Origin of the sequence: Pseudomonas sp. T8 (assembly GCF_024610635.1) — a bacterium.
Classification (GTDB): Bacteria; Pseudomonadota; Gammaproteobacteria; order Pseudomonadales; family Pseudomonadaceae; genus Aquipseudomonas; species Aquipseudomonas chlororaphis_I.
The window spans coordinates 3,509,137-3,531,389 of sequence record NZ_CP102374.1 but is presented as its reverse complement, the minus strand read 5'-3'; the positions used below and the strand labels follow the sequence as shown (position 1 = coordinate 3,531,389).

The following is a 22,253-nucleotide window of genomic DNA, read 5'->3' as shown; positions in this document are numbered from 1 at the left end:
TCCGTTCAAGCATAGAGGTTCGCGGGTTTGATTTTTCGATTAGTTGTATCGCGCCTGCGCAGTTTCGGGGGGCGAATATTCGGCCAGGCCCGGTCGCCCGGCTTGCCATCGGCGCAACCGGGCGGCCGCCGTGGCTGGCGAGTCCTGCGGATGGTGCTGGGCGGCCTGTTGCTGCTGTGGGCCGGGCTCTGGCTGGCCGACCGTATCTGGCCGCTGCCGCTGCCCAAGGATGACCTGGCGCGGGTGGTGCTGGCCGAGGATGGCACGCCACTGTGGCGCTTCGCCGATGCCAATGGCGTCTGGCGTTATCCGGTGCGCACCGATGAAGTCTCGCCCTATTACCTGGACGCGCTGCTGACCTACGAAGACCGCTGGTTCTACAGCCATCCCGGGGTCAACCCGATGGCGCTGGTGCGCGCTGCCTGGCAGAACCTCACCGGCGGGCGGGTGTTGTCCGGCGGCAGCACCCTGTCGATGCAGGTGGCGCGCTTGCTCGATCCGCACTCGCGAACCTGGCACGGCAAGCTGCGCCAGCTGTGGCGCACCGCGCAGCTGGAATGGCACCTGAGCAAGCAGCAGATCCTCACGCTCTACCTCAACCGCGCGCCATTCGGCGGCACCCTGCAAGGGGTGGCCGCGGCCAGCTGGGCTTACCTGGGCAAGTCGCCGCAGCACCTGACCCACGCCGAGGCCGCGCTGCTGGCGGTGCTGCCCCAGGCGCCGAGCCGGCTGCGCCCGGACCGGCATGCCGCGCGGGCACAGGCGGCCCGGGACAAGGTGCTGCAGCGCCTGGCGCAGTTCCAGGTCTGGCCGCAGTCGGCGGTGGATGAAGCGTTGCAGGAACCCCTGTTGCTGGCGCCACGGTTGGAGCCGAGCCTGGCGCCCTTGCTGGCGCGCCGGCTGAACCGTCCGGACAGCCCGCCGCTGATCCGCACCACCCTGGACGCCAACCTGCAACGCCGCCTGGAAGACCTGCTGCTGGGCTGGCGCGCACGCCTGCCGGAACACACCTCGGCGGCGATCCTGGTGGTCGAGGCGCAGAGCATGGCCGTGCGCGCCTACCTGGGTTCGGTGGATATCAACGATGCGCGGCGCTTCGGCCATGTCGACATGATCAGCGCCATGCGCTCGCCGGGTTCGACCCTCAAGCCCTTCCTCTATGGCATGGCGCTGGATGCCGGGTTGATCCATTCCGAATCGCTGCTGCAAGACGTGCCGCGGCGTTATGGCGACTACCGGCCGGGCAACTTTTCCATGGGCTTCAGCGGCGCGGTGTCGGCCAGCACGGCCCTGGCCACTTCGCTGAACCTGCCCGCGGTGCAACTGTTGGAAGCCTACGGACCGAAACGGTTTGCCGCCGAGATGCGCATCGGCGGCATGCCCCTGACCCTGCCGGCGCTGGCGGAACCGAACCTGGCGCTGATTCTCGGCGGCGCCGGCAGCCGCCTGGAGGACCTGGTCAGCGGCTACAGCGCCTTCGCCCGTGGCGGCAAGAGCGCCAGCCTCCGCCTGCAACCGGACGATGAGTTGCGCGAGCGGCCCTTGCTGTCCCCCGGTTCGGCGTGGATCGTGCGGCGCATTCTCAGCGGCCAGGCGCGCCCGGACCGCGACCCGCGGGCCGAACTGGTGCAGCGCCCGGTGCTGGCCTGGAAGACCGGCACCAGTTATGGCTTTCGCGACGCCTGGGCGATCGGCGTCGGGCCGCGCTACCTGATCGGCATCTGGATCGGCCGCCCGGACGGCACCCCGGTGCCGGGCCAGTTCGGCCTGGCCTCGGCGGCGCCCTTGATGCTGCAAGTGCACGATGTGCTGATCAACCGCGACAGCCAGCGCGGTATCGGCGCGCCGGTACAGCCGGTGCCGATGAATGTCGGGGTGGCGGCGATCTGTTGGCCGTTGGGCCAGCCCATGAGCCGCAGCGATCCGAACTGCCGCCGCCAGCGTTTCGCCTGGACCCTGGACGGCACCACACCGCCGACCTTGCAGGCGGCGGATCAACCCTTGGGGGTCGGCCTGCTGGAAAAAGTCTGGGTCAATGCCAAGGGCCTGCGGGTCGACGCCAAGTGCCCGGGGGCGCAGGCGCGGGATATCGCGCTGTGGCCGGCGCCGCTGGAGCCCTGGCTGCCGCGCATCGAACGGCGTGAAGCGCGCCTGCCGGCCAACGACCCGGATTGCCCGGGGCCAGCCCTGGCGGCAGCGGCGCCTTTGTCCATCGTCGGCGTGCGCGAGGGCGATCGGTTGCGTCGCCCGGCGGCCAGCCAGGAACTGCTGCGGCTCAAGCTGTCGGCCCTGGGCGGCAGCGGCCGGCGCTGGTGGTTCGTCAACGGCGAGCCGCTGGGCGAGAGTGCCAACCAGGACAGTATCAACGCCAGCTTCGAACGCTTGGGGCCTTATCAACTGAGCGTGCTGGACGAAGGCGGGCAGACGGCGCGGGTCGAGTTCAGCGTTATCGATTGAGAGGGGCGGTACGGGCCTTGCCTTCACTCGCCATCCCCCCGAAGCTATACGCCTTCAGGAGACCCCGATGAACCTAGACGAACTGACCCAACGCCTGCACGCCATTCGCGACCGCAATGACTGGCGGCAATTTCACAGCCCGAAGAACCTCGCCATGGCCGCCAGCGTGGAGATGGCCGAGCTGGTGGAAATCTTCCAGTGGCTGAGCGAAGACCAGTCGCGGCAACTGCCGGCGGACAAGCTGGCCCACGCCGGCCAGGAAGTCGGTGACATCGTGCTGTACCTGTTGCTGCTGTGCAGCGAGCTGGGCCTGGACCTGGAGCAGGTGGTGCGCAGCAAGCTGGCCGACAGCGAACGGCGGTTCAGCTGATGAGCGATCGTCATTTCGACCAGCTGGCGACCCGTTTCGCCCAAAAGATCTACGGCGGCGCCAAGGGCGCGATCCGCCTGGCGGTGCTCCAGGCCGACCTGGCCGAAGCCTTGCCGGACCGGCCGCTGCGAGTGCTGGATATCGGCGCCGGGCTGGGGCACATGTCGTTGTGGCTGGCCCAGCGTGGCCACCAGGTGACCCTGGCCGAGCCGGCCGAACCGATGCTCGAAGGCGCCCGCCAGCGCTTCGCCGAGGCCGGCCAGCAGGCGACCTTTATCCAGGCGCCCTGGCAGGACCTGCTGGGCCAGCTCACCGAACCCTACGACCTGGTGCTGTGCCATGCGGTGCTGGAATGGCTGGCCGAGCCCCACGCGATCCTGCCGGTGCTGCATCAACTGACCACTCAGGACGGCTGGCTGTCGCTGGCCTTCTACAACCGCGATGCGCTGATCTATCGCAACCTGCTCAAGGGCCACTTTCGCAAGATGCGCAAGAACGACATGGCCGGCGAGAAGCAGAGCCTGACCCCGCAACAGCCCCTCGATCCACGGGAGCTGGCGGCGCAACTCGACGGCTTGTGGCAGGTCGAAACCCAGAGCGGGGTACGGGTTTTCCACGACTACATGCCGGTGGAATTCCAGGCCCGCGCCGAGTTGCTGGATCTGTTGGAAATGGAATTGGCCTATCGTCGTCACCCAAGCTTTGCCGGGCTTGGGCGTTACCTGCACTGGATTTGCCGTCCGGTCTGAGCGGAGCCCGAAATGAAACGCCACGCTGGTTTGCTTGTGCTGTCCCTGGGGCTGGCGGCCTGCCAGAGCCCCAATCCCTATGTCGCCAGTTCCAATCCGTTGCCGCCGGCGCCCCCGCAGGCGGCCGGCACCTTCGACCGCAGCGCCTATCCGGCGCCCCAGCGCGACTATGGCCGCTATCGCAGCTGGGCCTGGCGCGACGGGCGCCTGCCCAACGGCTCGGCCTGGGCCGATTCGGCGCAGGTCGCCGAGGCGGTCAGCAATGCCCTCGACCAGCGCGGCCTGCGCCCGCTGCACGACAACCGCCCGGCGGACCTGTGGGTCAGCGCCGACCTGCACCTGGAAAAGCGCCTGCGCCAGGTGCAGGACGACTACGGCTACGGTTACGGAGGTTATGGCTACAACCGCTACGGCCCCGGCTACGGCATGTACAACACAGTGCCGGTGGTGCGTACCTACGAGGTGGAAGTCGTGGTGGTGCGGGTCAACCTGTTCGACGGCGGCAGTGGCCAGCCGGTGTGGAGCGCCAGCGCGGAAACCTCGAGCCAGGGCAGCCTGAGCGAGCGCGCCGATGCGTTGCGCGAGGCTGTGGAAAAGGCCATGGCGGCGTATCCTCCTAGTTAGGCTCCGTACGAAGCTGCGCGATGGGCTGGGTTGAAAACAGGCTTCGCTCGCCAACTTTCGTACAGACCTAGCGACATCCCTTCAGGTGCATTTGCTCTTCTGGAGACACATCATGTTCCGCCCTCTTGCTTTACTGGCCCTGGCCGCGCTGCTCAGCGCCTGCGCCGCCAACCAGGTCAACCATGACTTCGACGCCAGTCGCGACTTCGCTGCCTATCGCAGCTGGAGCTTCAAGGAACCCGCCCTGCAATACCGCCCCGACGATCCGCGGATCAAGAGCGACCTGACCGAACAGCGCATCCGCCAGGCGGTCAGCGACCAACTGGACCAGCGCGGCCTGCGTCCGGCCGCGGCGGGCAAAAAGGCTGATCTCAACGTCCAGACTTACCTGATCGTCGAGAACCGCCAGCAGCAGGTCACCACCAATTACGGCGGCGGCTGGGGTGGCCCGTGGAACGGCTACTGGGGCGCGCCGATGTACAACGAAACCCGCAACATCACCTACAAGGTCGCCACCATCCAGATCGACCTGCTCGATGGCAAGGACGGCAAGCTGGTGTGGCGCGGCAGCGACGAGCAGATACTCAGCAGCACGCCGAACCCCGCCGATCGCAGCACGGCGATCAGGGAGACCGTCGGCCGGATCCTGGCGAACTATCCACCCAGGTAAGTCGCGGCATTCCACCGCGGCCACTTCCCAAACACAGCGCTGGCAGGTCGCCAGCGTTGTGTTGCAGCCTTGACTACACTCCTTTCACCCAGCGGAGGTTGCGCCCGGCGGTGCGCCGGCAAAGGAGTGCTCCATGTTTTCCCGCACGCAGTTTTCCGGACCGGCTCGGCAGCGTGGCGCTATTGGTCTGATAGGGGCGTTGGCGTTGGGCACGGCGGTGTTGTGCACGCTGGTGGTGGTCGACAGCGGGCGCCTGTACCTGGATCAGCGCGAGTTGCAGCGAGTGGCCGATAACGCTGCCTTGGAGGCGGTGGCGCGGGGTGGCAATTGCCAGGCGGGGGGCAGCGCTGATAGGTATGCGAAAGAAAGCGCGGCGCGCAACGGCTTTGTGGTATCGGATCCAGATAATCCGGATATTTACAAACGTGAACTGACAGCCACCTGCGGCTCGCTGCAGACCGGTGCCGACAACCTGCGCACCTTCAGCCCCAATACCAGCCAGGCCAGCGCCATCCGGGTGGTGGTCAGTGAGAGGGTGCCCACCAGCATTGCCCTCGGTGTAACCAATCTGTTTTCCGACAATCCCGTTAGCGCCACGACTTCATTGAGTGCCACGGCGGTGGCGGCTCAGCCCAAGCCGCCGCTGGCGCAATTGACGATTCGCAGCACGCTGGTCGATCTCAACCTGTTGAACGGGGCCCTCGGTGGCCTGGCGGGTAGCGCGATCAATGTCAGCCTGCTCGGTTGGCAAGGCCTGGTCGATACCGACATCAACCTGTTGAGCTACCTGAATCAGCTGGCCATCGACCTGAATGTGAGCGCCGGAAACTACAGTGAGCTGCTCGACGTCGATACCGACATTACCCAACTGCTCCAGACCGCCATCAGCGTGGCCGAGAGAAATGGCGCCACCCTCGAGGTGCTGACAGCCCTGGGCAGCATCAAGGCCGCTGCGATCAATACGGTCCCGGTGAAGCTGGGTGACCTGTTGAAGTTGCAGACCGGCACCGCGGACTCCGGGCTGGATGCCAACGTCCAGCTGCTGAGCCTGGTCGAGGCATTCCTGCAACTGGCCAGCAGCCAGAGCGCCGCGGCCGTCGAGCTGCCGGTGAGTGTGTTGGGGCTGGCGGGCGTCACCACCCGGGTCAAGATCGTGTCACCCCCCGAGTTCGCGATCGGCAACCCGGAACTGGCCGCCGCCGACCCGCTGGGGCCCAATCGCATCTATGTGCGTACCGCTCAGGTGCGTGCATTGCTGACGGTGGATCTCTCGCTGATCAACAGCGTGTTGCAGGCAGTGAATACCCTGCTGTCGCCGGTGGTGGTCACGCTCAATACGGTGCTCAGCGCCAACCTCAGTTGCATCCTCGGCGGCTCCTGCGTAAAGACCGACCTGCTGATCCTGCCGGACGGCGCGAACCTGGATATCAGCCTTGAGGTGGCGGCCGGCGACAGCCATGTCACCGGCTATACCTGCGTCAGCGACAGCGACAATAGCCTTTCCGTCGACACCACCACCTCCGCGGTCAAGCTCAAGGTCGGTCGGGTGGACGCCAGCAACTGGCTGTCTTCGACCGCTCAGGTCAGTGTGAGCCCGTTGCCGCTGGTGGATATCGGTGCGAGGACCTGCCAGGGGCTGTTTGGCCCTTGCGGGGCGCGCGTCTCGTTTGCCGGCGGCGGCAGCGAGGTGATGATCGACACCTCGATCGCCGGCACCCACGAGCCGAATTTCACCTTCGTCAATCCACCGAAAATGAAGCAGGAGCTGGCGGACGACGATTGGCACAGCGTGACTGCGGCGAATGTGGTCAGCAGCCTGCGCGAGTCGCTGACCGGAATCTCGCTGATTCAGCATCCACCCACCATCGGCAGCCTGCTCGGGGTGGTGCTCAATACCCTGTTGTCGGCGTTGAACGGTGTGGTCGGCCTGCTGGCCACGGCGATCGGCGCCTTGCTCGGCCCGTTGCTGGACCCGCTGCTGAACAATGTCCTGGCGGTATTGGGCATCGATCTGGGCCGGGTCGACGTGGGCGCCAACCTCAGTTGCGGCCAGGCCGGCCGGGCTTACCTGGTGCTCTGATCGCTCTGTACCAGCGGCAGCTCGATGCAGAAACAGGCGCCTGCGTCGGCGTTGCTGACGCTCAGGCGGCCGCTCATGTTCTCGACTATGCCGTAGCTCACCGAGAGCCCGAGCCCGGTGCCCACGCCGACCGGCTTGGTGGTAAAGAAGGGCTCGAAGATGCGCCCCAGCAGGCGCGGATCGATGCCGCCGGCATTGTCTTCGACCAGCAGCCGCACCCGCTGCGCGTCATGCTCGGCGCGTATCGCGATCCACGGCCGCAACTCCGGATCCTGCTCGCGCCGGCCGAGCAGCGCGTCCCGGGCATTGACCAACAGGTTGATCAAGACTTGCTCAAGCTGATCGACGTGGCCGCGGACCTGCACCTTGAAGTCGATTGGCGCGATACGCAATTCCACACCCTTGCCGCGCATGCCGTCGGCCAGCAGCGACAGGCAGCCTTCCACGGCCTGGGCCGGGTCGAAAGGTTGTTGCTCGATCTCCGAGCTGCGGCCAAACACCCGCATATGGTCCACCACCCGGCCAGCCCGCTGGACTTGAGCATCAATGCGCTTGAGCTTGTCCTGCAGGTAGTCGAGTTGCACGTCGCCGTTGTTCAGGCGCTTGAGCACGTTGACGATGGCCATGCGCATGACATTCAGCGGCTGGTTGATTTCATGGGCCAGCCCGGTGGCCATTTCACCCAGGGTGGCCATCTTCGCGCTTTGCATCAGTTGCAGCTGGGAGCGACGGACTTCGGTATTGTCGCGGCCGACGGCCTGGATCTCCCGCAGGCGCCCTTGCGCGTCGAATACCCCGCGGTCGGACCAGACCCACCAGGCGTGTTCACGCCCCGGCAGTTGCAGGTTGATTTCCGCGGTGCTGACCGGAAATTCCGGGGTCAGCTGGCGGATGCGTTGCACGAAGGCGGCGTGTTGTTCGGCGGACAGCCAGTCACCCAGGTTGGCCCCGGCCAGTTGTTCGGGCGGGCATTCCAGGTAGGTCGCCAGGGGCCGGTTGCCGAAGGTCAGGGTCAGGTCGGGCAGGTAGCGGCAGATCATCGCCGGGGAGTCTTCCACCAGGATCCGGTAACGCTCCTCGCTGAGTCGGATCTGCTCGGCGGCCAGGGTGGCGTCGGTGACGTCCAGCCACAGGCCGACGGCCTCGACCGGCATGCCCAGGTCGTCGCGCAGCAGCCTGGCCTCGTCTAGCACCCAGTGGTACTCGCCACGGCTGTCGAGCAGGCGGTAGCGGCTGCGCACCGCGCCTTCGCGCAGCAGTTGCCGGTTGCGTTCGAAGTAGCGGTCGCGGTCGTCGGCATGTACCCGTTCCGCCAGGGCGCCGTCGTTGCAGTCGTTCAGGCTCCAGCCGAGCAGCGGCTGCAGGCTGTCGCTGAAAAACGTCGGCTGCAGCGCGCCCTCGACATAGCGCTGGACATAGATCACCGCCGGCGAATGGGCGATCAGGTTGTCCAGCCGGGCGTGTGCCGCGGCTGCCTGCTGTTCCTGGTTCTTGATGTCGCTGATGTCCAGCATGAAGCCGACAAAACGCTGGTTCTGGCCAATGCCCAGGGCTTGCCCCTGCAGGCGGTACCAGATGGCCGGCAACTGCGGGTCGGCCCGTTGCAAGCGTACGCAGAGCAGCAGGGGTTTACCCTGTCGCAACTCCTGCAGGCGGCTGCTCAGCTCCTGGCGATCGGCGGGGTGGATCAGCGCCAGCCAGGCCTGCAGCGACAGGCGCCGGGTCTGGGGTTCCAGCAGCAGGTTGAGGGCCAGCTGCGGTGCCAGCTGGATCTCGTTGTTTTGCGGGAACAGCTCCCACCAACCGGTGCCGAGCAAACCTTGCAGGGCCTCCAGGCGCTCCAGCTGGTGATGGTGCTGTTGTTCGCGCAAGCGTCCGAGCAGGGGCCCGGCCAGGGCGGCGCTCAATTGCAGCCAGTCCCGTTCGCTCAATTGCGGTGCCAGCTGGCGCACCGGGTAGAAGCCGCAGAGCAGCCAGGCCGCGACGCCATGATCGTCGCGAAAGGGCACGACAAAGCCTTCGCTGTTGCCGAACGCACGTTGCAGGCGCGGATGGTCGCCGAGGCCTTGAGTGAAGGTCAGCGACTGCGGGGCATTGCCGTTCAGGCTGTCCAGCCCGGTACCCAGGACCTGGCCCTTGTGCCACAGCTGCGGTGCATCGGCGGCCTGATACAGGCCATGGATGTACCAGCCCTGTTCCTGGTCGTCGAGCAGCGCCAGGGCGAGGCAGGGGATATGCCAGTGCTGGGCCAGGGCATGGAGTTGCTCATGCAGCACCTCGGGCAGGCGGAAGAGGCTGCACAGGCGCAGTTGCTCGCTGATCTGCGCGGCGAACTGCTGGCAGTCCTGGCGCTGCTGCGCCTGCTGGCGTTCCAGCAGCAGGTCGCCGATATCCAGCAGGTGCAGGAGCCAGCCTTGGGTGGACGGTTGCACCCAGCCGCGCAGGTGCAGGGTTTGCCCGCCAGCCCCCTGAAAGTCCAGGTCGAGTACGTGCCCCTGCCAGTCGCCAGGGCTGCCTTCGACACTCAGCGCGCTGTGCGCCAGCAGGTAATCCAGCAGCGGCGCCGGTCCCTCGGCGGCCGGTGGCTGGGCCAGGGCGTGGCGCAGCGGGCCGGTCATTTGCAGCACCTGGGCGTTGTGGTCCAGATGCACCAGCAGGCCGACCCCGGGCGTGGCCAGGGGCGGCGCGGGAGGAAGCGCCTGGGGCGTGGTCCGGCCGAGAAAGCGCCCGAGGAGTTTGTCGCCCGAGCTCAAAATTGCAGACTCGACTGAGCGCTGAGGTTCGCCGGCAGGGCGGGCACGCTGCCCATGCCCGGCAGCACCAGGAAGGGGATGACCTGCCTGAGCTTGTCGGTGGAGTAGTGGACCCGCACTGTGAGCAGGCCGCCCGCGTAAGTCACGGTGGCATCGCTGGCGCTGTTGGCGTCGAAGTCGAAGGCCTCTGGAATCCAGGTCAGTTGCTCGCGCAAGGTGGTCTTCGCGCGTGCTATCAGGGCGGCGTCATAACCGGGCATGGTCGGGTCCAGGGCGACGCTGCGCCGCACCGCTTCGGCAGTCGCCTTGTTGAAGGACTGCACCATCAACAGCGGCACGCTGTAGCTGACCAGGCCATAAAACACGGCGAAAAAGATGATGAAGACCATGGCGAACTCGATGGCCACGGTACCTTTTTGTTTTCCCGGCAGGTTCACTTTCACGGCGGCGTCTACCCTGACTGCTAGTGGGTCATGTCAGCATAGGATCATTCAGCCAGAAGGGATGTTTTTTAACCGATGCAGAACTGGATTCTCTTGGCTTGGCTGGGGCTGTGTGCGGTGCAGGATATCCGCCAGCGTCATCTCGCCAACGGCTTGACCCTGGGGGTCGCGCTGCTGGCGCTGGGTTACTTGCTGTGGGCCGGCAACACCTGGCTGGGCGCCGATGCGGTGGACGGGGGCAAGGCGCTGTTGCTGGCGTTGCTGCTGACCGTGCCGGGCTATGTGCTGGGTCGGATGGGCGGCGGTGACGTGAAGCTCCTGGCGGCCCTGGGGCTGGCGTCCGACCCCTTGCACCTGCTGGGTACCTTCATCGGTGCCGCGCTGGCCAGCGGCCTGTGGTGGCTGCTCGCGCCCAGGCTGTTGCCCGCTGCCGACCAACCGCTGGCAAGGTCGTTGCGCCACCTCGATCCGCGGCAGGGGCAAAAGTACGCCTTTGCCCCTTTTGTCCTTGTCGGCATGGCCCTGACCCTGCTGTGGATCCGCTAGTCGTCGTGCGGCCTATCTCTATGTACATAGTCGGAAAGTAGTCTACGTTTATCCTGTACCTGCCCGAAGTGGACGCGGCAGGGCAGGAACATTCGTCTTGGGCTTGCCAGGCATGGAGTTGCGCGTGAACAAGCTTATATCCGGCATCAAAGTACTCGTGGTCGACGACCAGTCGCTGATAGTCGAAGAGCTTTGCGAGTTTCTTGAAGGCAGCGGTTATCGCTGTGTCCCTTGTGAGTCCAGCCGTCAGGCGATCCAGCAGTTCAATGAAGATGCTGAAATCGGCCTGGTGCTGTGCGACCTGCACATGCCCGATCTCGATGGCATCCAGCTGGTGCAGGAACTGCAGCGTATCGCCGGCAAGCATCGGGTCTTCGAAGCCATCATGCTCACCGGCCAGGCCGACAAGCAGGATGTGATCAAGGCCTTGCGCGCCGGTATCGCCGATTACTACCAGAAACCCATCGACCTCGATGAACTGCTGGCCGGCCTGCAGCGCCAGGAAGCGACCTTGCAGGAGCGGCAGAAAAACCTGCAGCTGGGGCATCTGAACCAGAAGCTGCAGTTCCTTTCCGAATCCATCGACGACCTGTACCAGGATCTGGACAAAGTGCGTCGCGCACCACTCGCGCCACCGACGACGCAGGCGTCGGACCAGGGCGGCGGCGAGGTGGAGCAGGTCGAAATCCCGGCGATCTTCAGCCAGCTGTCGCCCCGGCAGCTGGATGTGGCTCGCCTGGTGGGCAAGGGGCAGACCAACTACCAGATCGCCTGTGAACTGGGGATCACGGAAAACACTGTGAAGCTCTATGTGTCCCAGGTACTGCGCCTGACCCATATGCACAACCGCACCCAACTGGCATTGGCGCTGGCACCCAGCAACTCGGGGTTGCGCCAGCGCGTGACCGCGCACTGATCCCTCCCGACGCGCAGCAAACCCCGGCAGTCCCGAGGGTTTGCTGCGTCCTGCAGGCCGGCTTTTGTCATTCGCTGTGAGCCGCGGCGTCCTTCTATCTATTGGGCGAAAGCCCGGGCAATGGCGCTGACGCCAGGTCCGGCCAGGACGATCAGTAGCGCCGGGAAGAGAAACAGCATCATCACCACGGACATTTTCGCCGACATCGTTGAGATGTATTCCTGCAGGCGCGTCAGGCGCCGGTCATCGAGCAGCAGCTTGAGCGACTGCAACGACTTCATCGCCCCACCGCCCTGGTGGATCAGTTGTTGAAGGATCACGCAGGTGTCGGTGAACTCATCGACGGCCAGCAGTCGCGCGGACTTGTTCAGTTCTTCCCCCAGTTCCAGGCCGGAATCCACCCGGGCCAGCACCAGGCGCAATTCCTGGGTCAGGGCCGGCAGCAGTTTCTGCGCGTCCTTGCTCAACACCCGCAGGGCCTGTTCTACCGCCATGCCCGATTCGAACAGGATGCGCAGCAGGGGAATGAAGGTGGAGATATCGACCGCCAATTGTTTCTGCCGCCTGCTGGCGGCCATGGCCAGCAGACGCTTGGGCAACAGGTAGCCGAGGCTCAGGGCGAACACCGGGGCGACCCAGTGGTTTTTCGCCGCCGGGAAAAACACCCCCTGGATCACCAGGGTCAGGCCCAGGGCGAGAATCGGTACGCCGATCTGGCAGGCGGCGAACAGCGAGCGTTGCCGCGCGCTGCGCCAGCCCAGGCGGTTGAGCAGCAACTGGGTTTCGTTGTCGAGCCTGACCGCATGCTGGCCGATCTTGCTGTCGCCCAGCACATGCAGCCAGTTGCCGAGTGGGTTGTCGCGCGCCAGGTGTCCCAGCAGGCGTTCGGTCACCTGGCGCGTGCGCCGGCGCTGCTCCAGCCAGCTGCTCAGCATCAGCAGCATGGCGGCGAGAAACAGCAGCGCACTGATCAGCAAGGCCGTCATGTCAAACACTCCGCAGCATGCGCCAGAGCAGCGCGCAACCGACGACCTGCAACCCGAAGGCGGCCAGCAGCATCATCTGGCCGCCACTCTGGTTCCACATGCTCATCAGGTAGGTCGGGTTGGCTATCAGGAAATAGCCGGCCAGTGACACCGGCAGGGCCGCGAGGACCATCGCCGTGATACGGGTTTCGCCGGTCATGGCGCGCAGTTGCCGGGCGGCCTGGTCGCGCTCGCGGATCAGCTTGATCAGGTTTTCCAGCAGCTCGCTGGCATTGCCGCCATAGCGGTGGTTGACCTTGAGCCCGAGGGCGAACAGGCGCAGTTCATCGCGCTCGTACAGTTCGGCGAAGTCGGCCACCGCATCCGGCAGGTTGACCCCCAGCAACACGTTGCGCTGGACCCGGCCCATGGCGTGCTGCAACGGATTGTCGGCGGCCGCGATGCCGCCCAGCACCGCGTCGGCCAGGGTGCGTCCCGACTTGAGGCTGCGCACGGCATGGTCGAGCAATGGCGGCAGTTGTTCGATCATGCGCTTGAGGCGCCGCCGGTACAGCCAACTGATGTACAGGCGCAGCAACAGGGGAGGCGCGACGAGCAGGGCGAGCAACCCCGGCCACTTGCCCAGCCCATACCCGAGCATGCAGCCCGCGGCCCAGACCACCAGCCATAGCCCCAGGCGCTCGGTGGGACGACCGAGGCCGGCGCGCAGAAAGGCCCTTTCAAGCCGGTTCCAGGAGGTCTTTTCCACGCTCGGTTGCGGTTGCCCCTGGGCCAGGCGGTCGAGCACCCGGGCGGTGCGGGCTTGGCGCAGGCCGCTGTAGAACATCCAGCCCGACAGCCCCAGCAGGGTCAGGCACAGGAGGGCAAGCAGCACGGGACCCAGCATGCGGTGGCGCTCCCTGGCTCAGTTGATGGGCAAGTCGGCGTCGCATCGCAGCTTGTCGCCAGCGGGGTTGGCCGCTTCGCGCAGAAAGCCGAAACCGCTACGTCGGTTCAGACGGAACAGGGTGTTGGTGACGTAGATGTTCTCGCGCACGCCGACCACTTCCACCACCTCGCTGACGCAGCGCCGGCCATCGGGCAGGCGCGTCAGTTGAATCACCACGTCCAGGGCCGCGCAGATCATCTGCCGCAGGGTGCGTTCGGCCACCTGGCGCCCGGTCAGGCCCACCAGGGTTTCCAGGCGCAGCAGGGCATCCTGGGCATTGTTGGCGTGCACGGTGCTCATGGAGCCGTCGTGGCCGGTGTTCATCGCCGTCAGCACATCGAGCACTTCGACGCCACGGATCTCGCCGAGGATGATCCGGTCCGGGCGCATGCGCAGGGCGTTGCGGATCAGGTCGCTGGCCTTGACCTCGCCGTGCCCTTCGGCGTTCGGCGGACGGGTTTCCAGGCGCACCACATGGGGATGGCCCAGTTGCAGTTCGGCCACGTCCTCGATGGTCACCAGGCGTTCGTGAGGGTTGATCAACTGGCTGAGAATATTCAGCAGGGTGGTCTTGCCGGTGCCGGTGCCGCCGCTGATCAGGATGTTGCAACGCTTGCCCACGGCCTCCTGGACGAATTCGAAGATGGCCTGATCGATGGTCTGCATGGCCATCAGGTCGCTGCTCTTGAGCATGTCCTTGCGGAATTTGCGGATCGACAGGCAAGGGCCGTCGAGGGCGATCGGCGGGATGATGGCGTTGACCCGGCTGCCGTCGGGCAGCCGGGCATCGACCATGGGCGAGGACTCGTCGAGGCGTCGGCCCAGGGGCGCGAGGATGCGTTGCATGACCCGCTCCACATGGTGCGCGTCGATGAAGCGCAGGTCGCTCTGGTGCAGCACGCCATCGCGCTCGACGAACACCCGGTGCGGGCCGTTGACCAGGATCTCGGTCACTGCCGGGTCGCGCAGCAACACTTCCAGCGGGCCGAAACCGGTGAGTTCGTCCACCAGTTCTTCGGCCAGGCGCTCCATTTCATAGCGGGAAATCGCCAGGTGCAGGCGGGAGATGTACTCGGCCACCTTGTCGGTAATGAAGCGTGCCAGTGCCTGGCGCGAACCTTCCAGCAGGTTTTTTCCCGACTCCTCGATGGCGTCGATGACGTAGCGATGCAGCACCAGTTTCAGGCCTTCGTGATCGGTGTTGCCGATGGGGCTGTGGGGCTGGGCGCCAAAAAGTTTTTCTGTGCTCATCGACTTCCCCTGAGGCGCTCGAACCAGCCGGGCCTTGCCGTGGGCAGTCCTTGGGAGCGCCTGGCCAGGCGCTCGCCGAGGGTCTTCAGGGCTTGGGTGAGGCCTTCGCGGGGGGCCAGTTCGAACAGGGTGACGCCCTGGTTTTTCGCGTTGAGACGCACCTCGGGGCTGTAGGCCAGGACCGCGATCACTTCCAGGGCAAAGCTCTTGCCCAGGGTTTCCGCATCCGGCGCGACCCCGCGCAGGTAGCGGTCGACCAATAGGCGGGCGTGTTCCAGCTTCATGCCTTTTTCGCGCCAGAGGTTGAGCACCGCGAGGTTGCGGCGGCAGTCGAGCACGCTCTGGTCGGTGTACCAGAGCAACTTGTCGCAATGGCCGACGAAGGTGCGCAGGGCTTCGCTGTCCGGTTGCCCGGTGAGGTTCACCACGATGTGCTGGAAATGCTGGCGCAGGGCGCTGAGCAGCATGTACAGCTCGGCGGCGCTGGTGCGCTCCAGCGGCTCGTCATGGCCGGCGTAGGCCAGGATCCGCAGCCCGGCTTCGGTGCTGGTGAAGGCACTGTCGATCAGGGTCGCATCCAGGCGCCGCAGATGGCGCAAGGCATCGCCGAAGTGGAACGAGCTTTCCAGCCCCAGCAGCGCCAGGCTGTCGCCGCGCGGCAGGCCGAGGTCGAGCAACAGGGTCTGCTGGCCGCTCTTCTGCACCACCAGCGCCAGATGGCTGGCGAGCAGGGCGCCATCGGCATCGCTCTGGGTGCCGTAGAGCACGGTCAGGCCGCCGAGCTGGGTGCTTGGCGTGACCTGGGGCAGGCGTTTGCTCAGGCGCCGTACCAGGCCGGCTACCTCGCTGGAGCGCGAGCCGTAGGCCACGAAGTCGCGGGCCCCGGCGCGCATGGCGTTGAGTACCAGCTGGTTGTCCATGCCGTCGCCCAGGGCGACGATGGCCAGCATCGGCTTGGCCTCCAGCGCGCCCTCGATCAGCGCCGCCTGGGTGACCACATGCTCGCGATCGAGGCCGACGAAGACCAGGCTGGCGCACGTCACATCCACCAGCGCCAGCAACTCGTCGAGGCTGCCGCTGCCCGCGCTGACCACCTGCCCGAGTGGCGCCAGGGCGCCTTGCAGCCATTCCAGGTCGGTGCCGTTGCGGGTGATCGCGAGGAAGGTCTGGCTCAGGTTCTGACTCATTGCGATAGCCCACTGCGTTGATTGAAGTTGCGGTTTTCCAGGGAGTACGGGTGGCACCCGTCCGGGTCGTGGTTGCGCAGCGGTACGTCGCCCTCGACAGGCACACCGCTCGACATCAGGGCCCGGATCAGGCCTTTGCACAGGGGCTGGGAATCATTGGACATGAAGAAGTGTCCTTGCATGATCAGGGTGTTTGTTGGCTCGCTTCGATGCCGCGTATGACTTCTATCTGGGCGCGACGCGCTGCGGCGTCGAAGGTTCTGCCGGTGGAGGGAGGGGAGGTGGACAGGGCCAGCTGGTTGAACTGGATCAAGGACCTGTCGGCGTTTTGCAGATGCTTCGATGCGCTTTTTTCGCCCGCCCAGTAATGCGCCAGGCGTTTCTCGTCGGCGCTGCGTACCGCCAGGCGCAGCACGCCGGCCTGGGCCGCAAGCATCAAGCGGCTCAGCAAGGGTTCCGGGACCGCCAGCAACACGCTGCGCGCGTTCAGGCGACGCTGGTCCTGTTTGAGTTTTTCCTCGGCACTGGCGGGCGGCGAGCCCGGCTTGCCATCGTTGGTCAGGCCCAATTGCTCGCCGATGCCAAGTACCCGCAGGGCCGGCACCACGACCTGGGCCGAGGGCAGCAGGTTGTTGCTGTCCTGGCGCAGGAACAGCAGCACATCGACGTAGTCGCCAGGGCTCAGTTGCCCGCTGGCGCCGATGACTTCGTCTACTGCAACCGCCAGGGCGCGCTCATCGGGACGGATCATGCGGGCCACGCTGCCACCGGCTTCGAAGCTTTCCTCGCTCAGCCAGGTCCCCGCCGACAGCGCCCGCCATGGGGTGCGTCCGATGACCTGATCGAGGCTTTTGAGGCTACCGGCGGGGGCGGTGCGCAGCCGCTCCAGCGTGACATCGCCAGCCTTGATGGGAACGAATGGAGGGATGTCGCGGACCAGCACCGCGACGGGCTGGCGGGTCGCATCTTCGGCGGAAGCGGTGACGGTTTGCACGGTGGTGGGGGAAGGCTGCGCTACAGTTTCCGCTGCGGGCCGACGACTCAATGCCACACCCCAGTAACCGGCAATGAGGGCCCCCACCAGAAACACCCCAGCCAACCCCATAGTGATACGACTGTTCATGACGGCTCTCCCTTTCCCGCTGCATCACCGACTCGCAAATTCCAACGAGCCAATTTCGCAATCAGGCAGCTATGAACATGCAACTATTTCGCTATTTGAAGGTAGAACAGCTGCAACAAAACGCCATTACTGTTGAGAAAATAACTTGGCTCCTCCGCGCCCTGTCCGATGCCGCGTTTTTTTGACGCCAAGGGAACGAACTAATACTTAATGATTAATCAGTTCTTACAGTTGTTGGCTGGAAGTTTGTTGACAATGCTGTGGTGGCACAGGGGAATCATGTTGCAACGCTGCAACACTCGGTGCATTGAGGAGAAATCAGATGTTCTTCATTCTCGCCACCCAATGGATCGCCCTTCAGACCTCCCGGCTCCTGCGTTTCCTCAAGGACAACGAGGGGGCGTCAGGGATCGAATACGCACTTATCGCCGGTATGGTGGCCGTGGCCATCGCGGCATTTGTACCTGATATTTCGCTCGCTATCACCGGCACTTTCGAGACGCTGAAATTGGCATTAGAAGGTGAACCTGAATAAGTCGTAATACGGACCCTCAAGGCTTTATCGAGGCATCGATACCCTCAATACGCAGTCACTTTCAGGTATTGCCCATGAGCGCCTCTTCGTTTCCACGCCAGCAGCTTCTTCTCGTGGACGATGAAGAGGACGCGCTGCTCGAGCTGGCCGAGCTGCTGGAAGGTGAAGGCTTTTGCTGCTTCACCGCGACCTCGGTCAAGCTCGCCCTGGCCCATCTCACTCAACACCCCGACATCGCGCTGGTCATCACCGACCTGCGCATGCCGGAGGAGAGTGGCCTGTCGCTGATCCGGCGACTGCGCGATCACACCTCCCGCCAGCACCTGCCGGTGATCGTCACCTCGGGTCATGCCGACATGGACGACGTCAGCGACCTGCTGCGCCTGCAAGTGCTGGACCTGTTCCGCAAACCCATCTACCACGTGCGCCTGCTGGAGACCCTGAATACGCTGTTCCCGCAACCGCACATTCATCTGGTCAATCCCTGAACCTGCGTGATGATCGATTCGTACCGGGAAAAAGGCAGCTCGGTGGAATTGAATGTCGCCAGCCAGCGTTACGAAGTGGGCGAGCTGGGCATCGGCGCGCGCCTGGCCGCCGCGTTCGATCTGGGCCAGGACAGCCTGGAGACGGAAGCCAGGGTCATGGCCTGGCACGACTTCATCGCTGACAAGGCCAGCACCACCTCGACCTTTGTCCTGGGGGGGCACGCCATTCACCACCAGCGGTGCCTCGCCGGTACGCGACAGTTATGAAACGAGCCTGGGCGCGACCTATCGCGTCGGTGCCTGGGTGGTTCCTACAACTACCTGACCAAGACCGACTTCTCTGCCGACACCTTCACCGCCAAGGTGCGCTACGACTTCTGATGCTCGCCTGGACAAGACGACCCGCCTTCGAGCGGGTCGTGTTCGTTTGGCTTGAGGGGCTTTTTACAACTGGTAGCTGAAACTCAGGGTGTAGCGCGGGCGGCGGTTGTGGGTGTCCAGCGCTTCATCGGACATCGGCTTGGCCGCTTCGAGGGAGATGTTGTAGTACTTGGCGTCGCCAAAGCGCAGGCCGACGGCGGCCGATGACAGGTTGTTGCCCTTGACCGGCAGTTCGTTGAACCAGGTGCGCGAGCGATCCAGCACCACGTACGGCTGGAGGATTCGCAGCCAGCGGTCTTCGCGATTGAAGCTGTAGTTCACCTCGTAGGCCGCGCCCCAGCCCTTGTCGCCGGACGCCTGGTCGTCGGGGTAACCGCGGCCGAAGTTCTGCCCGCCGAACACCGCGCGCTCGCTGTCGGGCAGGTTGTCGCGGCTCCAGTACAGGGCCGCCGACAGCACCCCTTGCCAGTTGTCGAAGAACTTGTCGCTCTGCACGCCGGACAGGCGCACGCGGAAGAAGTCCAGGTCATACAGGTCGTCGTTGGTCTTCGCGCCCAGGGCGTCCAGCCCCTGGTACACCCCGGCACTGAGAATCCGCAGTTGGCGTGCGTTGGCCTTGCGCCAGTCACCCTCGAAGGCCAGGGCGCGAACGTTGGTTTTCAGTTCGACGCTCTGCGGATAACCCACCACTTGATAGCGGGTCTTGTCGTTGACCGCGTACAGGCGCGAACCCAGGATCAGCAGTTCGTTGGGCGATGCGATGACCGGGTGGCTCAAGCCTATGGAGTAGCGATCGTTTTCCCGATGGGGCTTGAGTTCGAGGCCATTGTCGAGCTGCACATTGGTCCCCGGGTCGGCGCGGTAGCGCGTGCCGTACAGGCTCAGCTGGGTGCCTTCGTCATTGAGAAACTGGTTGTAGTCCAGGCGGTAGTAATGCTCGTGATCGTCCCCCGGCGGGAACAGGCCGCTGAGGGTTACCTGCTCGCCCATGGCGGTCTGCGAGTTGCTGCTGACCGCCAGCAGGGCTTGCAGGCCATTGCGGTTGTCGTCGGTGGTGCTGAGGCTGCTGGTGAAGGGTTTGCGGCTGGCCTGGGCAATCAGGTAGGCCGCGCCGTCGGTGGTGCCCGGTGGCGGCACCTGGGCTTGCAGGGTGACCCCGGGAATGCGGCTCATCAGGGTGGTGTAGTGCTCGAAGGTCTTGCGGGTCAGCGGCCGTTCAGCCTTGAGTTTTGCCACCAGTTTGTCGAGGTAGGCCGAGACCGGGCCGATATCGCCCTGCAGTTGATAGTCCTTGATGTAGCCCTCCACCAGGACCACGCGCACGGTACCCTGGTCGAAGTTCTGTTGCGGCAGGAACGCGTAGGACAACAGGTAGCCGTCCTGCTGGTAGCGGCGAGTGATTTCCCGGGTGGCTTCGATCAGTTGCGCCAGGGTGCTTTCATGGCCGATCAGCGGCTTGTAGATCTCCGCCAGCTCGTTCAGCGGATAGAGGGTGCCTCCTTCGATCTGCACGGTGCTGACGTTGACGGTGGTGCCCATCATCAGGGGCTGGGCCTGGGGTTCCGTGGGTGGCGCCAGCTTGGGCGCCGGGGTCGTGGGGCGATAGGCGTCGGCCGGCAGGTTGGGCACCGGCAGGTTGCGGATGGTTTCGTTGCTATTGAGAAAGCTGGGAAGGTTTTCGGCGTGGACGTATGAGCAAAGCGAGACTAACAGCAAGGGAGCCAAAGCGCGCATAGGACACTCCATGGTCAAGTCGCAGCAACGCGAGAGGTACTTCAGTCGGCGGCGCTTGTCAGGGTCTTGGCCTTGATCAAGTACTGCAACCGTCATGCTCCAGACAAGAAAAAGACGAGAGACTCAATCGAATCCCTCGTCTCCAACCAAGCGTAGGCGCTGTAGGTAGGGCCGTCGAATCGGCCAGGTGCAAAACGCTTATCGGCTGCCGCCCAGGGTTCCGGTCAAGCCACCGAGCACACCGCCCAGCACGCCGGTGGTGCCTGTGGTCCCGCTGCCGCTGGTGGTGCCGCCGTTGACCAGGGTGCCGACCGTGGCGACGGTAGCGCCGACGGTGTTGACGGTCTGGCCGACGGTGCTCACCACAGGGTTGGGGGCGCTGGCGGTGATGCTGGTGCCTACCGTGCTGACGGCGCCGCCTACCTGGGTGAGCAGACCGGCGACGGGGGTGCCCACTCCGGTTGTGGCGCCGACTTGTTGGGTCAGGCTGGTGACGGTAGTGGTGACCGGGTTCAACGCTGCACCGACCGTGGCGCCGACACCGGCCAGTGGCGCAGTGGCGCCGACATTGGCGACACCGGTGCCGCCCAGGGCGCCACCCACCGAGGCCACCACGTTGCCGACCGAGGCACCGCTGACACCCGCGGCACTGACCAGGGTGTTGGTGTTGCCCGCATTCAAGCCGTTACCCAGGTTGACCACCGCACCGCCGACGGTTTCCAGAAGGCCTGCGCCGCCGATGCCGCCACCTGTGCCCGAGCCGCTGGTGGTAGCCAGGCCGCCGGCCGTGGTGGCGGTGGTACCGATGTTGTTCAGGGCGCCACCGAGGGTATTGGTCAGCGGGTTGCCGCCGCCGGTGGTGGTGATTTTGTTACCCAGGCTGTCGACCACGCTGCCGACCCGGCTGACCAGCCCGTCGACCGGGGTACCCAGGCCGGTCGCGCTGCCCACCTTACCGGTCAGGCCTTCTGTCAGGGTGACGACCGGTACCAGCAGGTTGTTGCCCACCTTGTCTGTCACTGTCCCCAGGGGGCCGCCACTGGTCACGGTGGTGAGGGTGTCGCCGAGCATGCTGACCTTGCTGCCGACGCCGTCGAGTACCGGCGCCACCCGGGTGACCACGCCACCCACCAGGGGAATGCTGCTGGTGCTGGTGGCCAGTTTGCCGCTGATGTCCGAGACGCCATCGCCGACGTCCGACACCACGTTGCCGACTATGGCCGTGGTCTTGCTCAAGGCCTGTGGATCGCTGCCCAGTTGGCCGAGGCCATTGGTCAGGCCATCGCCTACGGTGTCGACCACATTGCCGGAGGTGTTCACCGCGCTTTGCAGGACCCCGCCGACTACCGGAAGCGGAGCCAGCGCGCTACTGAGGGTGCTGACACCGTCGCCGACGCCGCTGATGGTGGTGCCAAGGTCGGACACCAGGGTCGAGGTGACCAACGGGGTGGTGGTGGGTGTCGTCGGGTCGGTCGGATTCGTCGGGTTGGTCGGATCGGTGCCGCCGCCTCCACCGGTGCCGCCACCTGTGCCTCCGGTGCCGCCAGTGCCGCCTGTCCCTGCGGTGCCGCCGCCGGTCCCACCTGTACCATCAGTGCCACCGTCGATTCCGCCGGTCCCGCCTGTGCCTGCGGTGCCTCCACCGGTTCCGCCTGCGCCACCCGAACCGTCGCCGGAGCCGCCGGAACCACTGTCGGTACCTGCCGCGCTGTCAGGCGAGGAGCTGCCGGAGCTGCTCTTGTGGCCGCCACCGCCGCTGCTGCAGCCGGTCAGGCCGAGGGCCAGGATCAGGGCCAGTGCTGTGCTTGTTTTCAACCAGACTTGAGTTTTCATGAGTGAGATTCCTTGCACCTGTTACAACGTTTTGTTGTTTTCGATAACTCTCCAGTTCTGTTGCTGGAGATGTTTTCGTCCGTTGTCGCTATAAAAGGTCCAAGGGCTTTTTTTCACCATTCTCAACTTGGTATTAACAACTTATATATCAGCTGTTTTTGCTCCTGCGGAGGGACTAATACCAAAGGTGTGGCGAGCG

General features: G+C 65.1%; 20 protein-coding genes and 1 pseudogene. 11 read left to right on the top strand and 10 right to left on the bottom strand.

Features of this window, described 5'->3' with window-relative positions:
- The first annotated feature begins 150 nt into the window (after nt 1-150).
- The 6 genes from pbpC to NRG23_RS15855 all read left to right on the top strand — a co-directional run bounded on the left by pbpC (nt 151) and on the right by NRG23_RS15855 (nt 6,950).
- Nucleotides 151-2,457: a peptidoglycan glycosyltransferase PbpC gene (gene pbpC / locus NRG23_RS15880; RefSeq protein ID WP_135007084.1), complete on the top strand. Its 2,307-nt coding sequence runs from the start codon at nt 151-153 to the stop codon at nt 2,455-2,457.
- A 67-nt stretch (nt 2,458-2,524) separates the two neighbouring features.
- On the top strand, nt 2,525-2,827 hold the full coding sequence (locus NRG23_RS15875; protein WP_009041990.1) for a MazG-like family protein: 303 nt from the start codon (nt 2,525-2,527) through the stop codon (nt 2,825-2,827).
- Nucleotides 2,827-3,576 carry a methyltransferase gene (locus tag NRG23_RS15870; RefSeq protein WP_009046783.1) on the top strand — a complete coding sequence of 250 codons (750 nt, stop codon included), beginning with the start codon at nt 2,827-2,829 and terminating at the stop codon, nt 3,574-3,576. The genes NRG23_RS15875 and NRG23_RS15870 overlap by 1 nt, the downstream gene beginning before the upstream one ends.
- 12 nt (nt 3,577-3,588) lie before the next feature.
- Nucleotides 3,589-4,200 (top strand): DUF4136 domain-containing protein, encoded by a 612-nt coding sequence (locus NRG23_RS15865; RefSeq protein WP_124310285.1) that lies wholly within the window; start codon nt 3,589-3,591, stop codon nt 4,198-4,200.
- A gap of 112 nt (nt 4,201-4,312) precedes the next feature.
- The gene (locus NRG23_RS15860; RefSeq protein WP_007928685.1) at nt 4,313-4,870 is read left to right on the top strand and encodes a DUF4136 domain-containing protein; all 558 of its coding nucleotides are present in this window, start codon (nt 4,313-4,315) and stop codon (nt 4,868-4,870) included.
- Between the two features lie 133 nt (nt 4,871-5,003).
- Nucleotides 5,004-6,950 carry a TadG family pilus assembly protein gene (locus NRG23_RS15855; protein ID WP_257375046.1) on the top strand — a complete coding sequence of 649 codons (1,947 nt, stop codon included), beginning with the start codon at nt 5,004-5,006 and terminating at the stop codon, nt 6,948-6,950.
- On the opposite strand, the gene NRG23_RS15850 is transcribed toward NRG23_RS15855, so the two are convergent.
- Complete coding sequence (locus NRG23_RS15850) at nt 6,935-9,703, bottom strand: PAS domain-containing sensor histidine kinase (protein ID WP_257375045.1); 2,769 nt, start codon at nt 9,701-9,703, stop codon at nt 6,935-6,937. The two genes, NRG23_RS15855 and NRG23_RS15850, sit on opposite strands and share 16 nt — an antisense overlap.
- Nucleotides 9,700-10,146 carry a TadE/TadG family type IV pilus assembly protein gene (locus NRG23_RS15845; RefSeq protein ID WP_110176081.1) on the bottom strand — a complete coding sequence of 149 codons (447 nt, stop codon included), beginning with the start codon at nt 10,144-10,146 and terminating at the stop codon, nt 9,700-9,702. Before NRG23_RS15845 ends, NRG23_RS15850 begins: the two co-directional genes overlap by 4 nt.
- A gap of 75 nt (nt 10,147-10,221) precedes the next feature.
- Between NRG23_RS15845 and NRG23_RS15840 the strand changes: the two genes are divergently transcribed.
- Nucleotides 10,222-10,692: a prepilin peptidase gene (locus NRG23_RS15840; protein WP_038630516.1), complete on the top strand. Its 471-nt coding sequence runs from the start codon at nt 10,222-10,224 to the stop codon at nt 10,690-10,692.
- A 124-nt stretch (nt 10,693-10,816) separates the two neighbouring features.
- Nucleotides 10,817-11,608: a response regulator transcription factor gene (locus tag NRG23_RS15835; RefSeq protein ID WP_009046790.1), complete on the top strand. Its 792-nt coding sequence runs from the start codon at nt 10,817-10,819 to the stop codon at nt 11,606-11,608.
- Between the two features lie 98 nt (nt 11,609-11,706).
- On the opposite strand, the gene NRG23_RS15830 is transcribed toward NRG23_RS15835, so the two are convergent.
- The 6 genes from NRG23_RS15830 to cpaB are packed head-to-tail and all read right to left on the bottom strand — an operon-like array spanning nt 11,707 to nt 17,083.
- Complete coding sequence (locus NRG23_RS15830) at nt 11,707-12,594, bottom strand: type II secretion system F family protein (RefSeq protein WP_009046791.1); 888 nt, start codon at nt 12,592-12,594, stop codon at nt 11,707-11,709.
- Between the two features lies 1 nt (nt 12,595).
- Complete coding sequence (locus NRG23_RS15825; RefSeq protein ID WP_110176082.1) at nt 12,596-13,480, bottom strand: type II secretion system F family protein; 885 nt, start codon at nt 13,478-13,480, stop codon at nt 12,596-12,598.
- An 18-nt stretch (nt 13,481-13,498) separates the two neighbouring features.
- Nucleotides 13,499-14,773 (bottom strand): CpaF family protein, encoded by a 1,275-nt coding sequence (locus tag NRG23_RS15820; RefSeq protein WP_257375044.1) that lies wholly within the window; start codon nt 14,771-14,773, stop codon nt 13,499-13,501.
- Nucleotides 14,770-15,960, bottom strand: coding sequence for a protein TadZ (locus tag NRG23_RS15815; RefSeq protein WP_016703788.1), 1,191 nt, complete (start codon nt 15,958-15,960; stop codon nt 14,770-14,772). The genes NRG23_RS15820 and NRG23_RS15815 overlap by 4 nt, the downstream gene beginning before the upstream one ends.
- Nucleotides 15,957-16,124 (bottom strand): hypothetical protein, encoded by a 168-nt coding sequence (locus NRG23_RS15810; protein ID WP_164485438.1) that lies wholly within the window; start codon nt 16,122-16,124, stop codon nt 15,957-15,959. The genes NRG23_RS15815 and NRG23_RS15810 overlap by 4 nt, the downstream gene beginning before the upstream one ends.
- A gap of 20 nt (nt 16,125-16,144) precedes the next feature.
- Nucleotides 16,145-17,083: a Flp pilus assembly protein CpaB gene (gene cpaB, locus NRG23_RS15805; protein WP_053268132.1), complete on the bottom strand. Its 939-nt coding sequence runs from the start codon at nt 17,081-17,083 to the stop codon at nt 16,145-16,147.
- Nucleotides 17,084-17,405: 322 nt separating this feature from the next.
- Between cpaB and NRG23_RS15800 the strand changes: the two genes are divergently transcribed.
- The 3 genes and pseudogenes from NRG23_RS15800 to NRG23_RS15790 form a co-directional block, all read left to right on the top strand.
- On the top strand, nt 17,406-17,618 hold the full coding sequence (locus NRG23_RS15800; protein WP_009046797.1) for a Flp family type IVb pilin: 213 nt from the start codon (nt 17,406-17,408) through the stop codon (nt 17,616-17,618).
- Between the two features lie 74 nt (nt 17,619-17,692).
- Nucleotides 17,693-18,106, top strand: a complete 414-nt coding sequence (locus NRG23_RS15795; protein WP_009046798.1) for a response regulator — start codon at nt 17,693-17,695, stop codon at nt 18,104-18,106.
- A 6-nt stretch (nt 18,107-18,112) separates the two neighbouring features.
- A pseudogene (locus tag NRG23_RS15790) lies at nt 18,113-18,487 on the top strand (autotransporter outer membrane beta-barrel domain-containing protein); the annotation flags it as partial.
- 63 nt (nt 18,488-18,550) lie between these two features.
- On the opposite strand, the gene NRG23_RS15785 reads toward NRG23_RS15790, so the two are convergent.
- Complete coding sequence (locus NRG23_RS15785; RefSeq protein ID WP_257375043.1) at nt 18,551-20,221, bottom strand: ShlB/FhaC/HecB family hemolysin secretion/activation protein; 1,671 nt, start codon at nt 20,219-20,221, stop codon at nt 18,551-18,553.
- A gap of 198 nt (nt 20,222-20,419) precedes the next feature.
- Entirely contained in the window at nt 20,420-22,054 is a 1,635-nt protein-coding gene (locus NRG23_RS15780) for a collagen-like triple helix repeat-containing protein (protein WP_016703793.1), read from the bottom strand.
- Nucleotides 22,055-22,253: the final 199 nt, after the last annotated feature.